At 39.8% G+C, this 18,161-nt stretch carries 13 protein-coding genes and 1 tRNA gene; all 14 read left to right on the forward strand.

Annotated elements, in window-relative coordinates; genetic code table 11:
* A partial coding sequence (locus Q4493_RS17515; protein ID WP_303455489.1) for a PEP-CTERM sorting domain-containing protein occupies nt 1–426 on the forward strand: 426 nt, incomplete at its 5' end.
* Between the two features lie 1,403 nt (nt 427–1,829).
* Nucleotides 1,830–1,906 (forward strand) — tRNA-Trp (locus Q4493_RS17520).
* Nucleotides 1,907–2,004: 98 nt separating this feature from the next.
* Nucleotides 2,005–2,385, forward strand: a complete 381-nt coding sequence (secE, locus tag Q4493_RS17525; protein WP_303455492.1) for a preprotein translocase subunit SecE — start codon at nt 2,005–2,007, stop codon at nt 2,383–2,385.
* Nucleotides 2,386–2,387: 2 nt separating this feature from the next.
* Nucleotides 2,388–2,987, forward strand: a complete 600-nt coding sequence (gene nusG, locus Q4493_RS17530) for a transcription termination/antitermination protein NusG (RefSeq protein WP_303455495.1) — start codon at nt 2,388–2,390, stop codon at nt 2,985–2,987.
* A 302-nt stretch (nt 2,988–3,289) separates the two neighbouring features.
* Nucleotides 3,290–3,718 carry a 50S ribosomal protein L11 gene (gene rplK / locus Q4493_RS17535; protein ID WP_303455497.1) on the forward strand — a complete coding sequence of 143 codons (429 nt, stop codon included), beginning with the start codon at nt 3,290–3,292 and terminating at the stop codon, nt 3,716–3,718.
* A gap of 3 nt (nt 3,719–3,721) precedes the next feature.
* Complete coding sequence (gene rplA / locus Q4493_RS17540; RefSeq protein WP_303455499.1) at nt 3,722–4,417, forward strand: 50S ribosomal protein L1; 696 nt, start codon at nt 3,722–3,724, stop codon at nt 4,415–4,417.
* Nucleotides 4,418–4,726: 309 nt separating this feature from the next.
* Nucleotides 4,727–5,221: a 50S ribosomal protein L10 gene (gene rplJ / locus Q4493_RS17545; RefSeq protein WP_303455501.1), complete on the forward strand. Its 495-nt coding sequence runs from the start codon at nt 4,727–4,729 to the stop codon at nt 5,219–5,221.
* 126 nt (nt 5,222–5,347) lie between these two features.
* The gene (gene rplL, locus Q4493_RS17550; RefSeq protein ID WP_303455503.1) at nt 5,348–5,716 is read left to right on the forward strand and encodes a 50S ribosomal protein L7/L12; all 369 of its coding nucleotides are present in this window, start codon (nt 5,348–5,350) and stop codon (nt 5,714–5,716) included.
* A gap of 268 nt (nt 5,717–5,984) precedes the next feature.
* Nucleotides 5,985–10,013: a DNA-directed RNA polymerase subunit beta gene (gene rpoB, locus Q4493_RS17555; protein WP_303455506.1), complete on the forward strand. Its 4,029-nt coding sequence runs from the start codon at nt 5,985–5,987 to the stop codon at nt 10,011–10,013.
* Between the two features lie 103 nt (nt 10,014–10,116).
* Complete coding sequence (gene rpoC / locus Q4493_RS17560) at nt 10,117–14,334, forward strand: DNA-directed RNA polymerase subunit beta' (RefSeq protein ID WP_303455508.1); 4,218 nt, start codon at nt 10,117–10,119, stop codon at nt 14,332–14,334.
* A gap of 211 nt (nt 14,335–14,545) precedes the next feature.
* Nucleotides 14,546–14,920 (forward strand): 30S ribosomal protein S12, encoded by a 375-nt coding sequence (rpsL, locus tag Q4493_RS17565; RefSeq protein ID WP_074499547.1) that lies wholly within the window; start codon nt 14,546–14,548, stop codon nt 14,918–14,920.
* Between the two features lie 106 nt (nt 14,921–15,026).
* Complete coding sequence (gene rpsG, locus Q4493_RS17570; protein WP_303455514.1) at nt 15,027–15,500, forward strand: 30S ribosomal protein S7; 474 nt, start codon at nt 15,027–15,029, stop codon at nt 15,498–15,500.
* Between the two features lie 158 nt (nt 15,501–15,658).
* Nucleotides 15,659–17,773: an elongation factor G gene (fusA, locus tag Q4493_RS17575; RefSeq protein WP_303455516.1), complete on the forward strand. Its 2,115-nt coding sequence runs from the start codon at nt 15,659–15,661 to the stop codon at nt 17,771–17,773.
* A 233-nt stretch (nt 17,774–18,006) separates the two neighbouring features.
* Nucleotides 18,007–18,161: GTP-binding protein (locus Q4493_RS17580; RefSeq protein WP_303450793.1), on the forward strand; the 155-nt coding region annotated here is incomplete at its 3' end.

An 18,161-nucleotide genomic window follows, 5' to 3' on the forward strand; every position in this document is an offset into this window, starting at 1 on the left:
ATACTTAAAACATCACTGTTTACTGTGGCTGATATTACCGATATGACTTATAACCAATATAACTATGCATGGGTAACAGCCAATAATAGTACATATCGAATCGATTCCTATGGTAATGTAAACATCTCAGGCTCTTCTGATTTCACCTATTACAATGCATTTAATGGAGGCGGCACTAATGGTAATTGGTTACTTAATGCCGCCAATAACACTATTGCTCTAAATGGAGCTGGCGGTGTAGGTACACAGATACTTAAAACATCACTGTTTACTGTGGCTGATATTACCGATATGACTTATAACCAATATAACTATGCATGGGTAACTGTAACCAAATCAACCGATGTACCAGAGCCATCCACACTTGCTATTTTTGCATTAGGAATGATTGGTTTAGCATCACGTCGATTTAAGAAACAATCTTAATAATTTAATATTGTTCGATTCTAGAAAACATCAATTGTAATGATTGGTGTTTTTTTGTATCTACTGGTTGGTAAATCAAGTTGTTTTCACCGTTAAACCACCACCCTAGGATTAAGTATCCTTTGTTATGCCATGTAAATAAATATCTCTGACGATTACGACTAAATAATTAACACTACCTGAACTTAACTCTTAACTCTTAATTTTTAACTCTAAATATTTTCTGAACGAATGGCTGGCTTGGTGCTTGAGTTGACTATCAAGATTAAGGTAGCTCAACGTCTAAGGAACACTAAAAACAGCTCGAAAATCCATTGATGCTAACGTTCGTTTTGGGCAATAAACAGTCTATATTCTATATTGTCGCGGTGGCGACAGCACCCAAGGGGCGGCGTACCGCCGTGCCTTCCCTTGGAACCTTCGGCAACTGCTCCTGCGTTGCTCTACCACCTACATCCATGTAGGCGCCTCCGACGCCCAACTCAGCGAACACATAAATCATCATTTTGAGTGAACAGTCAATACCTGCCGATATTCGTCCATGAAAAGCGGCAGTCTTCGCCATCCATGGCTCAGCTTGACTGCCCCTTTACAAAATGGTGATTTATTCACTGAGATGGGAATGGTTAAGTCTAATCTGCTCGTTTATATAGCTAACTGAATTATTTACAAAGAAGTTAATTAAGTAATAAAGCAAATATTGAACGGAGGACAAATTCTGCTTGAAAAAATGCTGAATCAATTAACCCTGCGCACTGATTGCTATCATGGATGATAGCCAAGCGAAGTAGCACATGGATGTGTTATCTGAGCGTTCGCTCGAAGCAGGTTGTAGTTGATGAAGAATACATTTTTTAGCAGCGCCATGGGGTTCCAAGGGGACAGTGGCGCTAGCATCCCTTTGGGTGTCGTCGCCACCGCGACAATATAACGTGATAATTACTATACACTCGAAAGTATTTTACTTTTTTAAGTACGCCGAACTCAAATAGCAGACAATAAAAAAGACGCCTCAGCGTCTTTCTAAACAATGATGAATAAACTAAATTTACTCTTCTTCTGTAGATTCTGCATTTTGTTCTACTTGTTCTTGCTCGTTTACTTTTTTTGCTTCATGCCCTTCACCGCCACAGCCACCACAACAACCCATCTTTTTTCTCCTGTATATTAAACTAAAATTAGTTTATCGGGTTTGACAGTTAACTTATTGATCGAGATCAGAACTTTCGATAAATCTTTTAAAATTGTGACTTTTCAATTGTTTCATTTACTACTGCGATAACTTGCTAAAATATCCCTTGAGTAAAACAATTTCATCAGTATAATAGCCCCTCACTTCTCGTGTTACTCTTAATTTTCCCAAACAAACTAAGACTCACCCGACAAGTGTAACTAAATTTTGAAGGGGTATAGTTCCAATTGGTAGAACAGCGGTCTCCAAAACCGACGGTTGGGAGTTCGAATCTCTCTACCCCTGCCATATTTTAAAATAGGTATTGCAGAAATACTTATTTGAAAGCTTCTCGATTATACGGGAAGTTAATTATTAGTTTTGACAGGTAATTACAGGTTATTAATATGAATGCAAGTACAGAAGAGCAACCTAGCAGTTCTCTAGATACCTTAAAATGGGGCGTCGCAATATTACTATTAGCAGGTGCTGTGGTTGGAAATTATGTTTATGGTGATCAATCAGTATTGATCCGAGCAGTTTCTGTTGTTGCTGCAGTTGTGGTTGCTGGTATTGTAGCCGGTCAAACTGAAAAAGGCCGTAACGCGATTAATTTTGCTAAAGAAGCTCGTACTGAAACACGTAAAGTTGTTTGGCCAACGCGCCAAGAAGCAGTACAAACAACCGGTATTGTTCTTGTTGCAACCTTAATTATGTCATTAGTTATGTGGGGCTTAGATTCAATTTTATTTGAACTTGTTGGTTTCGTTACTGGATTAAAGGTTTAATTATGTCTGAAGAAAACTCAATCCCAGAAGAAAATGCGTCACAAGAAGACAGTGTTACACCATCAACAGGCGTAAAGTTACGCTGGTATGTTGTACAAGCATTTTCAGGCTATGAAGGTCGTGTACAAAAAACGTTAGTTGAACATATTGAGATTCATGGCTTACAAGATAAGTTTGGACAAATCTTAGTACCAACTGAAGAAGTGGTTGAGATGCGCGCGGGTCAAAAACGTAAAAGTGCTCGTAAATTCTTCCCTGGCTATGTATTAGTACAAATGGCGATGGATGAAGAAGCATGGCATTTAGTGAAAAGTGTGCCTCGTGTGCTTGGTTTTATTGGTGGTACGAGTGATCGTCCTGCACCTATTACCCAAAAAGAAGCGGATCGTATTTTACAACGTTTAGAAGATGGCGATAAACCTAAACCTAAAACGTTATTTGAACCAGGTGAAGTGGTTCGTGTTATTGATGGGCCATTTGCTGACTTTAACGGTGTGGTTGAAGAACTTGATTACGAGAAAAACCGAATTAAAGTATCAGTACTTATCTTCGGTCGTTCAACCCCAGTTGATTTAGAATTTGGTCAAGTAGAAAAAGGGTAATCTTTTTCAGCTGATTAAAACGCTTGCCATTGGCAGGCGTTTTTTCGTTTTATAGAACTGAAAAACGGCAATTTATCGACAAGAAAAAGCTAAACGATAAAAATACTGCTCAAAACAAAAATATAACTTGAAACGGTGGTGTTGATTAATTTATAATCCGCTGCCGTTTTTATTTGTATGGCTGAAAAGTCAGTAAATTTTAACGATTTTTAATCCACGGGGAGCTCAACCATTAAGGTTCGTTGCTTTTCCTTTTGTAAGGTAAAGCAGGGCGTTCGTACCCAAACATAGGAATATTAAAGATGGCTAAAAAAGTCACAGCTTTAATCAAGCTACAAGTTGCTGCTGGTGCAGCAAACCCGTCACCGCCAGTTGGTCCTGCTTTAGGTCAACACGGTGTGAACATCATGGAATTCTGTAAAGCGTTCAACGCAAAAACAGATTCACTTGAAAAAGGCGCTCCAGTTCCAGTAGTTATTACTGTTTATGCTGATCGTTCTTTCACGTTCGAAACAAAAACTCCACCTGCTTCTTACTTATTAAAGAAAGCGGCTGGTATCAAAAGCGGCTCTGGTCGTCCTAACACTGAAAAAGTGGGTACTGTTACTACAGCTCAACTTGAAGAAATCGTTAAGACAAAAGAACCTGATTTAACTGCTGGTTCTATGGAAGCTGCAGTGCGTACCATTGCGGGTTCTGCTCGTTCAATGGGTTTAGTGGTAGAGGACTAATCAATGGCTAAATTATCAAAACGCGCTCGTCTTATCCGTGAAAAAGTAGACGTATTAAAAGAATATGACATTAATGAAGCGCTTGCTTTATTAAAAGAATTTGCCACTGCAAAATTCCGTGAAAGTGTTGATGTTGCAATCAACCTTGGCATTGACGCTCGTAAATCTGATCAAAACGTACGTGGCGCGACTGTATTACCTAACGGTACAGGTCGTGATGTTCGTGTTGCAGTATTTACACAAGGTGCAAATGCTGAGAAAGCAACTGCAGCTGGTGCTGACGTTGTAGGTATGGACGATTTAGCAGAACAAGTTAAAGCCGGTAACATGGACTTTGACGTGGTAATTGCTACGCCAGACGCTATGCGTGTAGTTGGTCAACTAGGTCAGATCTTAGGCCCACGTGGTTTAATGCCTAACCCTAAAGTTGGTACAGTTACTCCAGACGTTACTACAGCAGTTAACAATGCTAAAGCGGGTCAAATTCGCTACCGCAACGACAAAAACGGTATTATCCATACTACTATTGGTAAAGCTGATTTTGACGATGCTAAATTGCAACAAAACCTTGAAGCATTATTGGACGCTTTGAAAAAAGCTAAACCAGCTAACGCTAAAGGTCAGTACATTAAGAAAATTTCTGTATCAACTACTATGGGTGCCGGTGTAACGGTTAACTCATCTAGCTTAGCAGATTAATTTTCTAGTAAAGGGGCTGAATTAGTTTCTTTACACGGGTGGGATTGTAGAATATAATCTCGCCCCTTAAATTTTGGTAGGTGTTGTTCGCTCTCTTATTTTTATAAACGTGTGAACAGCCCCGTCAAAGACCGTAGGAGCAGGCATTTCTTCTGGAATGTTTGCTTAATATTTCCTACGTAGATGGTGATTACCCAGTATTTCCAATTCTGGTCCTCGCCGTAACGGCCTAATTTTTTACAATTTTTTAGTAAAATGTTAGGGATAGTAAATACCGGTTTTTTACCGGTGAACCAGGAGTTAAAGCCAATGGCTATCAATCTTGATGACAAAAAAGCAATTGTTGCTGAAGTTCAAGAAGCTGCCACTGGCGCTCAGTCAGCTGTAATCGCGGATTCACGCGGTGTTACAGTTGAAGCAATTACTACTTTGCGTAAACAAGCACGTGAAAATGGTGTATGGATGAAAGTTATCCGTAACACATTAGCACGTCGCGCATTAGAAGGTTCAGCTTTTGAATGTGTTACTGACACTTTAAAAGGCCCTTCATTAATTGCATTTTCAAACGAGCATCCGGGTGCAGCAGCGCGTTTATTCACAGATTTCGCTAAAACTAACGAAAACTTTGAATTAAAAGCCGCCGCATTTGAAGGTGACTTAGTTGATGTTCAGGTACTTGCAAAACTACCTACATACGACGAAGCAATTGCACGTTTAATGAGCGCTATGAAAGAAGCATCTGCAGGCAAACTTGCCCGCACACTTGCTGCAGTACGCGATCAGAAAGAGCAAGAAGCTGCTTAATAATTGTTTACCTCTGCACTTACTTAATGAAACGCAGAGCACAATTCGCACTTTTTGTATTTATAGTTATTTATAACAGTACCTTTTATTTGAAAAAAGGCTGTTAATTAAAACAGGAAATTTAAAATGTCTATTTCTAAAGACGATATCCTAAACGCAATTGCTGAAATGTCAGTAATGGACGTTGTAGAATTAGTAGAAGCAATGGAAGAGAAATTCGGCGTATCTGCTGCTGCAGCTGTTGCTGTTGCTGGTGGTGACGCTGGTGGTTCTGCTGAAGAGCAAACTGAATTCGACGTAATCTTAACTGGTTTCGGTGAGAAGAAAGTTGCAGTAATCAAAGCAGTTCGTGGCGCTACAGGTCTTGGCTTAAAAGAAGCTAAAGACTTAGTTGAATCAGCTCCTAAAGCACTTAAAGAAGGTGTTGAAAAAGCTGAAGCTGAAGAACTTAAGAAAGCTCTTGAAGAAGCAGGTGCTTCTGTTGAGATCAAATAATCTGTTTTTAAACAGATTATTTGCCTGAAAAGGCAATGGCTGGTGATTTAAACGTCACCGGCCTTTTTGCGCTAAAGAAAGTGGTTTTTTTTTAAACCAAAACAGTGCATTATTTGATGCTTAAAGAAAAAAAGTATCACAGCAATACCCTGTCTGATACCAATTGGATTAGATAAGTGGTCAAAATAGTCAAATATTATGATCAATTACTTAGTCCAATTGGTATTTTTAGGCAGATTCGGCCATAACCAGCAAGCTGAGGAACCCCATGGTTTACTCTTACTCTGAAAAGAAACGTATTCGAAAGGACTTTGGTAAAAGTGTGCAAGTAATGGATTATCCGTTCTTGTTATCTATCCAACTCGAATCTTTCCGTAAGTTTATTGATATTGATCCGACAGGTGAAACAGGCTTAGAAGCCGCGTTTCGTTCTATTTTTCCAATTAAAGCCTATTCTGGTAGTTCAGAATTACAATTTGTAAGCTATCGCTTAGGTGAACCATTGTTTGACGTGAAAGAATGTCAAATCCGTGGTGTTACCTATTCTGCGCCACTTCGCGTTAAATTACGTTTAGTAGTTTATGATAAAGAAGCTGCTGCAGGTACAGTAAAAGATATCAAAGAACAAGAAGTATATATGGGTGAAATCCCATTGATGACAGACAACGGTACGTTTGTTATTAATGGTACAGAGCGTGTTATTGTTTCACAATTACACCGTTCCCCAGGTGTGTTTTTCGATCATGATAAAGGTAAAACACATTCTTCAGGTAAAGTGTTATATAACGCACGCGTTATTCCTTACCGTGGTTCATGGTTAGACTTCGAATTTGATCCTAAAGATAACTTATTTGTACGTATTGACCGTCGTCGTAAATTACCGGCATCAATCATTTTACGTGCATTAGAATATTCTACAGAAGAAATTCTAGATATTTTCTACGATACTACTGATTTCACGATTAAAGGCGATAAGTTGATCATGGATTTAATCCCTGAACGCTTACGTGGTGAAACAGCAACATTTGATATTAAATTAGCAAATGGTGACGTATTAGTAGAGCAAGGTCGTCGTATTACTGCTCGTCATATCCGCACACTTGAAAAAGAGAAAGTGGATAAGTTAGAAGTACCAGCAGAATATATTATCGGTAAAGTATTATCGAAAGCTTATGTTGATGAATCAACCGGTGAAGTCATTGCCGAAGCGAACGCTGAGTTAACGTTAGAATTGCTTGCTGAATTAAGCCAAGCAGGCCATAAAGTACTTTCTACTTTATATATGAACGAATTTGATGTTGGTTCATACATGTCTGACACAGTACGTGTTGATAGTTCAACTAACCGTTTAGAAGCGTTAGTTGAAATTTATCGTATGATGCGTCCAGGCGAGCCACCAACAAAAGATGCGGCAGAAACGTTATTCAATAACTTATTCTTCTCTCTAGAGCGTTATGACTTATCAACAGTAGGTCGTATGAAGTTCAACCGTCGTGTTGGTCGTGATGTTGAAGTAGGTGAAGGTACTTTATCTAAAGAAGATATCATCGCAGTAATGAGAACGCTTATCGGCATTCGTGACGGTAAAGGCGATGTGGATGATATTGATCATTTAGGTAACCGTCGTATTCGTTCGGTTGGCGAAATGGCTGAAAACCAATTCCGTGTTGGTCTTGTTCGTGTTGAACGTGCTGTTCGTGAACGTTTAAGTCTTGGTGACTTAGATGCGATCATGCCGCAAGATTTAATTAACGCTAAGCCAATTTCTGCGGCAGTGAAAGAATTCTTTGGTTCTTCGCAATTGTCACAGTTTATGGATCAAAATAACCCGTTATCTGAAGTAACGCATAAGCGTCGTATTTCTGCATTAGGCCCAGGTGGTTTAACGCGTGAACGTGCTGGTTTTGAAGTACGTGATGTACATCCAACGCATTATGGTCGTGTTTGTCCAATCGAAACGCCGGAAGGTCCAAACATTGGTTTGATCAACTCGCTTTCATGTTACGCACGTACTAACGATTACGGTTTCTTGGAAACGCCATATCGTAAAATTGTTGACGGTAAAGTAACAGATGACGTTGATTACTTATCAGCGATTGAAGAGGGTAACTTTGTTATCGCTCAAACAACTGCTGAAGTTGACGAAGCTGGCAAGCTTGTTGAAGGTTTAGTACCTTGTCGCCATAGAAATGAATTTACATTGATGTCTGCTGAACAAGTTCAGTACATGGATGTTTCTCCACAACAAATCGTTTCTGTTGCTGCGTCATTAATTCCATTCCTAGAGCATGATGATGCTAACCGTGCCTTAATGGGCTCGAACATGCAACGTCAAGCAGTTCCAACACTTAAAGTGGATAAGCCGCTTGTTGGTACTGGTATGGAAAAAATTGTTGCTGTTGACTCTGGTGTAACAGCCGTAGCTAAACGTGGTGGTGTTGTCTCTTATGTAGATGCTTCACGTATCGTTGTTAAAGTGAATGAAAATGAAATGCATGCGGGTGAAGCAGGTATTGATATTTATAACTTAACAAAATACACACGTTCAAACCAAAACACTTGTATTAACCAACGTCCACAGTGTCGTATGGGTGAGCCAGTGGTTCGTGGTGATGTATTAGCTGATGGTCCTTCAACAGATATGGGTGAATTAGCACTAGGGCAAAACATGCGTATCGCATTTATGCCTTGGAATGGTTACAACTTTGAGGATTCAATGTTGTTATCTGAGCGTGTAGCTCAGGAAGACCGTTTCACTACTATTCACATTCAAGAATTAAGCTGTATTGCTCGTGATACCAAATTAGGCTCTGAAGAAATTACTTCAGATATTCCTAATGTTGGTGAGTCAGCATTAAGCAAACTTGATGAATCTGGTGTTGTTTACATTGGTGCTGAAGTTAACGGCGGTGACATCTTAGTGGGTAAAGTTACTCCTAAAGGTGAAACACAGTTAACGCCTGAAGAAAAACTTTTACGTGCGATTTTCGGTGAGAAAGCTGCAGACGTTAAAGACAGTTCTTTACGTGTACCAAATTCAGTATCAGGTACGATTATCGATGTTCAAATCTTCACTCGTGACGGTGTTGAAAAAGATAAACGTGCAGAAGAAATTGAAGAATTACAATTAAAAGAAGTTAAGAAAGATTTAGGCGATGAATTCAGCATCTTAGAAGATGGTATTTATGCTCGTGCTAAGAAACTTCTTTTAACAGCCGGCTTAAATGATGCAGACCTTAACGGTATGTCTCGTGATAAGTGGTTAGTTCAAAACTTAGCTGATGAAGCACAACAATCAGAGCTTGAACAAATCGCTGAACAATACGACAACATCAAAGCTGATTTTGATAAAAAATACGAAGTTAAACGTCGTAAGATCACACAAGGTGCTGATTTAGCGCCAGGCGTGTTAAAAATTATCAAAGTTTATCTTGCGGTTAAACGTCGTATTCAGCCTGGTGATAAAATGGCTGGTCGTCATGGTAACAAAGGTGTTATCTCAAATGTTGTACCAGTTGAAGATATGCCTTATGACGAACACGGTGTTCCGGTAGATATCGTATTGAACCCGTTAGGTGTTCCATCACGTATGAACATTGGTCAAATCTTAGAAACACATCTAGGTATGGCTGCTCGTGGTATCGGTGAAAAAATTAACCGTATGCTAGAAGAGCAACGTGAAATTGCTAAACTTCGTGGCTTCTTAAAAGAAGTGTATGAACTAGGTGAATCTCGTCAAGAAGTGGATATTGAAAGCTTTACTGATGACGAAATCATGCGTTTAGCGAACAACTTACGTGCAGGTCTTCCAATCGCTACACCAGTATTTGATGGTGCAAGTGAGCGAGAAATTAAAGACTTATTCAAATTAGCAGATATGCCTGAAAGTGGTCAGTTTACCTTAACTGATGGCCGTACAGGTCGTGAATTTGAACGTCCTGTTACTGTAGGTTACATGTATATGCTGAAACTAAACCATTTAGTTGATGACAAAATGCATGCACGTTCTACTGGTTCTTACTCACTGGTTACACAACAACCTCTTGGCGGTAAAGCGCAATTTGGTGGTCAACGTTTCGGTGAGATGGAAGTATGGGCATTAGAAGCATACGGTGCTGCTTATACGCTACAAGAAATGTTAACGGTTAAGTCTGATGATGTTAACGGTCGTACTAAGATGTATAAAAACTTAGTTGACGGTGATCACAGAATGGAACCAGGCATTCCTGAGTCATTCAACGTATTGTTGAAAGAAATTCGTTCGTTAGGTATTAACATCGAATTAGATCAGGACTAGCTGATAAAACGGTATTGCTGAGTTTTATCGGATAAAACTCAGTACGCGGAGAAAGTCAGAAATTGACTTTCTCTTCAAAGTTTAACTCCGACAGGAGAAGAGTGTGAAAGATTTACTTAAGTTTCTTAAGCAACAAAATCAAACAGAAGAGTTCGATGGTATACGTATCGGACTAGCATCACCAGACCAGATCCGTTCTTGGTCGTTTGGTGAAGTTAAAAAACCTGAAACGATTAACTATCGTACGTTCAAACCAGAACGTGATGGTTTATTTTGTGCGCGTATTTTCGGTCCAGTAAAAGATTACGAATGTCTTTGTGGTAAGTACAAGCGTTTAAAGCATCGTGGTGTTATTTGTGAAAAATGTGGCGTTGAAGTTACATTAACAAAAGTTCGTCGTGACCGTATGGGTCATATCGAATTAGCAAGCCCAGTTGCGCATATTTGGTTCTTAAAATCATTACCATCTCGTATTGGTTTATTACTTGATATGACCTTACGTGATATTGAACGCGTATTATATTTTGAATCTTATGTTGTTACCGAACCGGGTATGACGACATTAGAGAAAAGCCAAATTCTAACTGAAGAAGAATATCTTGATGCGTTAGAAGAACATGGCGATGAATTTGATGCACTGATGGGTGCCGAAGCGGTTTTAGCTTTACTACAACAAATTGACCTTGACGGTGAAGTTGCGCAGATGCGTGAAGAATTACCAGAAATCGGTAGTGAAACTAAACGTAAAAAAATTACTAAGCGTTTAAAATTAATGGAAGCATTCGCCGCTTCAGGTAACAAGCCTGAGTGGATGATCATGAACGTACTACCAATTTTACCACCGGATTTACGTCCGTTAGTACCATTGGATGGTGGCCGTTTTGCAACTTCTGATTTGAACGATTTGTACCGTCGTGTTATTAACCGTAACAACCGTCTAAAACGTCTTCTAGACCTAGTTGCTCCAGACATTATCGTACGTAACGAAAAACGTATGTTACAAGAGTCTGTTGATGCACTTTTAGATAACGGTCGTCGTGGTCGTGCAATTACCGGTTCTAACAAACCTCCTCTTAAATCACTTGCCGATATGATCAAAGGTAAGCAAGGTCGTTTCCGTCAAAACTTACTTGGTAAGCGTGTTGATTACTCTGGTCGTTCTGTAATCACGGTTGGTCCAACGTTACGTTTACACCAGTGTGGTTTACCGAAGAAAATGGCTCTTGAATTATTTAAGCCATTTATCTATGGAAAATTAGAAGCACGTGGTTTAGCGACTACGATAAAAGCCGCTAAAAAATTAGTGGAACGTGAAGGCGCTGAAGTTTGGGATGTACTTGATGAAGTGATCCGTGAACATCCAGTTATGCTTAACCGTGCACCAACACTTCATAGATTAGGTATCCAAGCATTTGAACCTGTTCTTATTGAAGGTAAAGCCATTCATTTACACCCATTAGTTTGTGCGGCATATAACGCCGATTTCGATGGTGACCAAATGGCGGTACACGTACCGTTGACAATCGAAGCACAAATGGAAGCTCGTACGTTGATGATGTCAACGAATAACGTTCTTTCTCCTGCGAACGGTGATCCAATCATAGTACCATCACAAGATGTTGTATTAGGTTTATATTACTTAACGCGTGATCGTGTAAATGGTTTAGGTGAAGGCATGGTATTTGCTGACACTAAAGAAGCCGAAAAAGCTTACCGTACCGGCGCTGCTGAATTGCATGCCCGTGTTAAAATTCGTATTACTGAACATATTCGTAATGCTGAAGGTGAATTAGTAGCTCACACTAACTTACGTGATACAACGGTTGGTCGTGCGATTTTGTGGCAAGTATGTCCAAAAGGTATGCCTTATGAATTGATTGATCAGCCTTTAGGTAAAAAACCTATTTCAAAACTGATTAACCATGCTTACCGTAATCTTGGCTTAAAAGACACAGTAATTTTTGCCGATCACATCATGTATACCGGTTTCCACTACGCGATGATCGCGGGTGCGTCAGTTGGTATTGATGATATGGTTATCCCTGATGCTAAATACACTATCATTGATGAGTCTGAAGAAGAAGTTTCTGAAATTCAGTCTCAATTTGAGCAAGGTTTAGTGACTCAAGGTGAGAAATACAACAAGGTTATTGATATTTGGTCATCTGCCAACGAGAAGATCTCGAAAGCGATGATGGATAACTTATCTAAAGAATCTATTTTAAACCGTGACGGTGAGATGGAAGAGCAAGACTCATTCAACTCAATCTACATGATGGCTGACTCGGGTGCTCGTGGTAGTGCCGCTCAGATCCGTCAGTTAGCAGGTATGCGTGGTTTGATGGCTAAACCAGATGGTTCAATCATCGAAACACCAATCACCGCTAACTTCCGTGAAGGTTTGAACGTTTTACAATACTTCATCTCTACTCACGGTGCGCGTAAAGGTTTGGCCGATACGGCACTTAAAACAGCTAACTCGGGTTACTTAACTCGTCGTTTAGTTGATGTTGCGCAAGATTTGGTTGTTACAGAGCATGATTGTGGTACTCACGATGGTCTATTAATGACACCATTGATTGAAGGTGGTGATGTTGTTGAACCATTACGTGAACGTGTACTTGGTCGTGTAGTTGCTGAAGATGTATTAAAAGCAGGCACCGAAGAAGTATTATTAGCACGTAATACCTTAATTGATGAAGCCTTATGTGATTTCATTGAAGAAAATTCAATCGATCAAATGAAAGTGCGTTCAATTATTACTTGTCAAACTGACTTTGGTATTTGTGCACACTGTTACGGTCGTGATTTGGCTCGTGGTCATATGATCAACCAAGGTGAAGCGATTGGTGTTGTGGCTGCACAATCAATCGGTGAACCAGGTACACAGTTAACCATGCGTACGTTCCATATCGGTGGTGCGGCATCTCGTGCATCAGCGGAGAACAGCGTACAAGTTAAAAACACCGGTCACTTAAAATTACAAAATGCTAAATCTGTAACGAATTCAGATGGACACTTAGTGATTACTTCTCGTTCATCAGAGCTAACCGTTATTGATGAACTAGGTCGTGAGAAAGAGCGTTATAAAGTTCCTTACGGTTCAATCATCTCTAAGAAAGATGGTGGCGAAATCACTGCTGGTGACACGATTGCTAACTGGGACCCACATACGCATCCAATTATTACGGAAGTGGCGGGTAAAGTTCAGTTCGTTGATCTAGTAGATGGCGTAACTATGGTTCGTCAAACAGATGAGCTTACTGGTTTATCAAGTATCATTGTTACTGATGTTGGTCAACGTAACGCTGCAGGTAAAGAAATGCGCCCAGCGGTTAAATTGATTGATGCTAAAGGTAATGATGTAAATATTGCTGGTACTGATATTCCTGCCTTGTACTACTTACCAGGTAATGCAATTGTAAACTTAGAAGATGGTGTGCAAGTTAACATTGGTGATGCGTTAGCACGTATTCCTCAAGAATCTTCTAAAACGCGCGATATTACCGGTGGTCTGCCACGTGTTGCTGATTTATTTGAAGCACGTAAGCCTAAATTACCTGCAATTCTTGCAGAGAAAACTGGTGTAGTTGGCTTTGGTAAAGAAACGAAAGGTAAAGTTCGTTTATTAATCACTCAACCGAGTGGTGAAGTTTACGAAGAGATGATTCCTAAAACGCGTCAATTAAACATCTATGAAGGTGAGCAAGTGATTAAAGGTGAAGTTATCGCCGATGGTCCTGAATCACCACATGACATTTTACGCTTACGTGGTGTAGCTCCAGTAGCAAACTACATAGTTAACGAAGTACAAGAAGTATATCGTTTACAAGGTGTAAAAATTAACGATAAGCATATCGAAGTTATCGTTCGTCAAATGATTCGTAAGTGTGAAATTCTTGATGCTGGTGATAGTGAGTTCCTCAAAGGTGAACAACTTGAAGTGGCAAATGTCAATATTGCAAACCGTGAATTAGAAGCTGAAGGTAAACGTCCAGCTGTTTATGAAATGCAAATGATGGGTATCACGAAAGCTTCACTTTCAACGGATTCATTTATTTCTGCGGCGTCGTTCCAAGAAACAACGCGTGTACTTACTGAAGCGGCAGTTGCTGGTAAGAAAGATAAGTTACGCGGCTTGAAAGAAAACGTTATTGTTGGTCGTTTGATTCCAGCAGGTACAGGTTATGCTTACCACCAAGAGCGTGCGCGTCAACGCAATGCTGAAGTGGAAGAAGAAATCACAGTATCAGCTGACGAAGCAGCGCAAGCTTTAACAGACGCTTTGAATGCAGACTTGACCTCTGGTGTGGATGAATAACCGCTAAAGAGAGAAAAAAGTCAATTTTAGCCTGTCTTCTGCTAGTAAAGCTTGACAGGTTAAAGCTTGACCATTAGAATTCCGCGACCTTTTATTCTGTGCTTTGAGTACTTAATAAATAAGGTCGCGGTTTTTCACGTTTATAAGCGGGTGATTTTGGCAAACTTAGTCAATAAAAATTACCCATAGTTTTAATTAATCAGGAGCTATAATGGCAACTATTAACCAATTGGTACGTAAACCACGTGTCAGACAGGTACAAAAAAGTAACGTTCCAGCGTTACAAGCTTGTCCTCAACGTCGTGGCGTATGTACTCGTGTGTATACTACTACACCAAAGAAACCAAACTCAGCACTTCGTAAAGTTGCTCGTGTTCGTTTAACTAACGGCTACGAAGTAACTTCATACATCGGTGGTGAAGGTCACAACTTACAAGAGCATAGTGTTATCTTGATTCGTGGTGGTCGTGTTAAAGATTTACCGGGTGTGCGTTATCACACCGTTCGTGGTGCACTTGATTGTTCAGGTGTTAACGACAGAAGACAAGGCCGTTCTAAGTACGGTGCTAAGCGACCTAAATCTTAAGTTTCCCATTGTCTTTCTTAGATAATGAGGAAGAGATTAGAAACGTTAAGTAAGGCCAAATAGATAATACATTTTGGGTTATTCCTGAATACAACGGAGAATTAAGATGCCAAGAAGACGCGTCGTTGGGCAACGTAAAATATTGCCAGATCCTAAGTTCCATAATGAACTTTTAGCAAAATTCATCAACATCCTTATGGTTGATGGTAAAAAATCTACTGCAGAAAAAATTGTATACGGTGCATTAGACATTTTAACTGAAAAAAATACCGAAAAAACTCACTTAGAGCTTTTCGAAATTGCCCTTGAAAACATCCGTCCACAAGTCGAAGTTAAATCTCGTCGTGTTGGTGGTTCTACTTATCAAGTACCAGTTGAAGTTCGTCCTGTTCGTCGTAATGCTCTAGCCATGCGTTGGTTAGTTGAAGCAGCTCGTAAACGTGGTGAAAAATCAATGGCTCAGCGCCTTGCTAACGAAATGCTTGATGCATCAGATAGTAAAGGTAGCGCGGTTAAGAAACGTGAAGACGTTCACCGTATGGCCGAAGCGAACAAAGCGTTCGCTCACTATCGCTGGTAAACACGATAGTAAAAAATTGAACAGCGCAGTTGATTGTTTTAGAACAGCAACTGCGCTTTTCTACTCTAGATATATTTAAAATTAGAATATAGTTAAATGGTTCTTATGAATGCAATGAAACTATTTAATTATATCTCTTACAACCAAAGGAAAAATTAGTGGCTCGTACTACCCCGATTGAGCGTTATCGAAATATTGGTATTTGTGCTCATGTTGATGCTGGTAAAACAACAACAACAGAACGTGTACTTTTTTATACAGGTCTTTCTCATAAGATCGGTGAAGTACATGATGGTGCTGCGACTATGGACTGGATGGAACAAGAGCAAGAGCGCGGTATTACCATAACGTCTGCGGCAACTACTTGTTTTTGGAAAGGGATGACAGGTCAATTTGAAGATCATCGAATTAACATTATCGATACTCCTGGCCATGTTGATTTTACGATTGAAGTTGAACGTTCTTTACGTGTTTTAGATGGTGCTGTATTAGTACTTTGTGCTTCTTCCGGCGTACAACCGCAAACTGAAACAGTTTGGCGCCAAATGGAAAAGTATTCAGTACCGCGCATTGTTTTTGTCAATAAAATGGACAGAACGGGTGCGAGCTTTTTAAATGTTGTTAAACAATTAAAAGAGCGATTAGGGGCTAATGCTGTTCCTATTCATCTAGCTATCGGATCTGAAGAAGACTTTTCAGGTATCGTTGATTTAATCAAAATGAAAGCGATCAATTGGAATGAAGCCGATCAAGGGATGACCTTCACTTATGAAGATATTCCTGCTGATATGCAAGAAGAAGCTGAAGAATGGCGTGAAAATCTAATATCAGAAGCTGCTGAGGCGAATGACGAATTAATGGATAAATACCTTGAAGAAGGGGAATTATCCGAGGAAGAAATTAAGTCTGGCTTACGTCAACGTACTATCAACAATGAGATTATCTTGTGTTCTTGCGGTTCAGCTTTCAAAAATAAAGGTGTGCAAGCGGTTCTTGATTCAGTGATAGAATATTTACCTTCGCCTACAGAAGTAGATGCTATTCATGGGGTACTTAATGATAAAGCTGAAACAGAAGCAGTAAGAGAAGCGGACGATAACGCTCCTTTTGCAGCACTTGCTTTTAAAATTGCGACAGACCCGTTTGTTGGCACATTAACTTTCTTTAGAGTGTATTCAGGTGTCGTTAAAACCGGTGATATGGTATTTAACCCACTTAAAGGGAAAAAAGAGCGTTTAGGGCGCATTGTTCAAATGCATGCCAATGACCGTCAAGAAATTAAAGAAGTTCGCGCAGGTGATATTGCTGCGGCAATAGGGCTTAAAGATGTTACCACAGGTGAAACTTTGTGTGATCCAACGAGTGTGATTACCTTAGACAAAATGGAATTCCCTGAGCCGGTTATTTCAGTAGCGGTAGAACCAAAAACGCAAGTAGATCAAGAAAAGTTAGCCAATGCACTAACAAAGCTTGCGGCTGAAGATCCCTCGTTTCATGTGGTAATTGACGAAGAAACTGGTCAAACGATTATTTCTGGTATGGGTGAACTTCATCTCGATATTATTACTGATCGTATGATGCGTGAATTTAAAGTGGATTGTAACGTAGGTAACCCTCAGGTTTCTTATCGTGAAACTATCACTAAAGCTGCACAAGCTGAAGGTAAATTTGAGCGTCAAATGGGCACTAAAGGTCAATATGGCCACGTTTGTTTAACGATAGAACCTGCCGGTGAAGGCGAAGGTTTTGTCTATGAAAATGCGATCATTGATGGTACAGAAATTCCAAAAGAATTCTTCCCTGCTATTGAAAAAGGCTTTCAAGAACAAATGGATTCAGGGGTATTAGCGTCATACCCAATGTTAGATATTAAAGTAACCTTAACTGGCGGTTCATTTCATGAAACAGATTCGAATGAAATCGCGTTTAAAGTTGCAGCTTCAATGGGCTTTAAAAATGGTGTGATGGCAGCATCACCGGCATTATTAGAGCCAGTGATGAAGGTAGAGGTAACAACACCTGAAGAAAATATGGGTGATGTCGTAGGTGATTTAAATCGTCGCCGCGGCATGATTGACGGTATGGATGAAGGACCAAGCAATAGCAAAATTGTTAATGCTACTGTGCCATTGTCTGAAATGTTTGGTTATGCGACTGCGCTTCGTAGTGCAACGCAAGGACGAGCATCATACTCAATGGAGTTTAAGCAATATAGCGAAACTCCTAGGGCTGTGGCAACTGCTATTGTAGAAGGCCGTGGTGGCGTAATATAACTTTCTACGAGAAAGAAATATTACTAAGGATTTTGAGTAGTTGAATCGAGAGTATTTGGCTATTCAATATAAGACAAACTCCCAGTGAGTTTGTTTGAGGATAAAGATTTAACAGTCATTTTGACAAGGGTACTTCCCTTATCTAGAATAGACGGTTATCTCCTTATCTTTTTAACTCTCGCTGAGAGAAAAAACATTTAATTTAACGTATATCTTTTTAAGGTAATTGAAAAATGGCTAAAGAAAAATTTGAACGTTCGAAACCACACGTAAACGTTGGTACAATCGGACACGTAGATCACGGTAAAACAACGTTAACAGCTGCTATCTCTGCGGTATTAACAAAAGCTTTCGGTGGTGATGTAAAAGACTTCGCACAAATTGATAA

The sequence above is a fragment of the Colwellia sp. 1_MG-2023 genome (assembly GCF_030546755.1).
In the GTDB taxonomy this organism is placed as follows: Bacteria; Pseudomonadota; Gammaproteobacteria; order Enterobacterales; family Alteromonadaceae; genus Thalassotalea_H.

Bases quoted from the DNA above. Each gene is read 5' to 3' on its own strand.
- rpsG (WP_303455514.1), top strand. From the start codon at position 15,027: ATGCCAAGAAGACGCGTCGTTGGGCAACGTAAAATATTGCCAGATCCT.
- rplL (WP_303455503.1), top strand. From the start codon at position 5,348: ATGTCTATTTCTAAAGACGATATCCTAAACGCAATTGCTGAAATGTCA.
- rplA (WP_303455499.1), top strand. From the start codon at position 3,722: ATGGCTAAATTATCAAAACGCGCTCGTCTTATCCGTGAAAAAGTAGAC.
- rpoB (WP_303455506.1), top strand. From the start codon at position 5,985: ATGGTTTACTCTTACTCTGAAAAGAAACGTATTCGAAAGGACTTTGGT.
- nusG (WP_303455495.1), top strand. From the start codon at position 2,388: ATGTCTGAAGAAAACTCAATCCCAGAAGAAAATGCGTCACAAGAAGAC.
- rplJ (WP_303455501.1), top strand. From the start codon at position 4,727: ATGGCTATCAATCTTGATGACAAAAAAGCAATTGTTGCTGAAGTTCAA.
- rplK (WP_303455497.1), top strand. From the start codon at position 3,290: ATGGCTAAAAAAGTCACAGCTTTAATCAAGCTACAAGTTGCTGCTGGT.
- secE (WP_303455492.1), top strand. From the start codon at position 2,005: ATGAATGCAAGTACAGAAGAGCAACCTAGCAGTTCTCTAGATACCTTA.
- rpsL (WP_074499547.1), top strand. From the start codon at position 14,546: ATGGCAACTATTAACCAATTGGTACGTAAACCACGTGTCAGACAGGTA.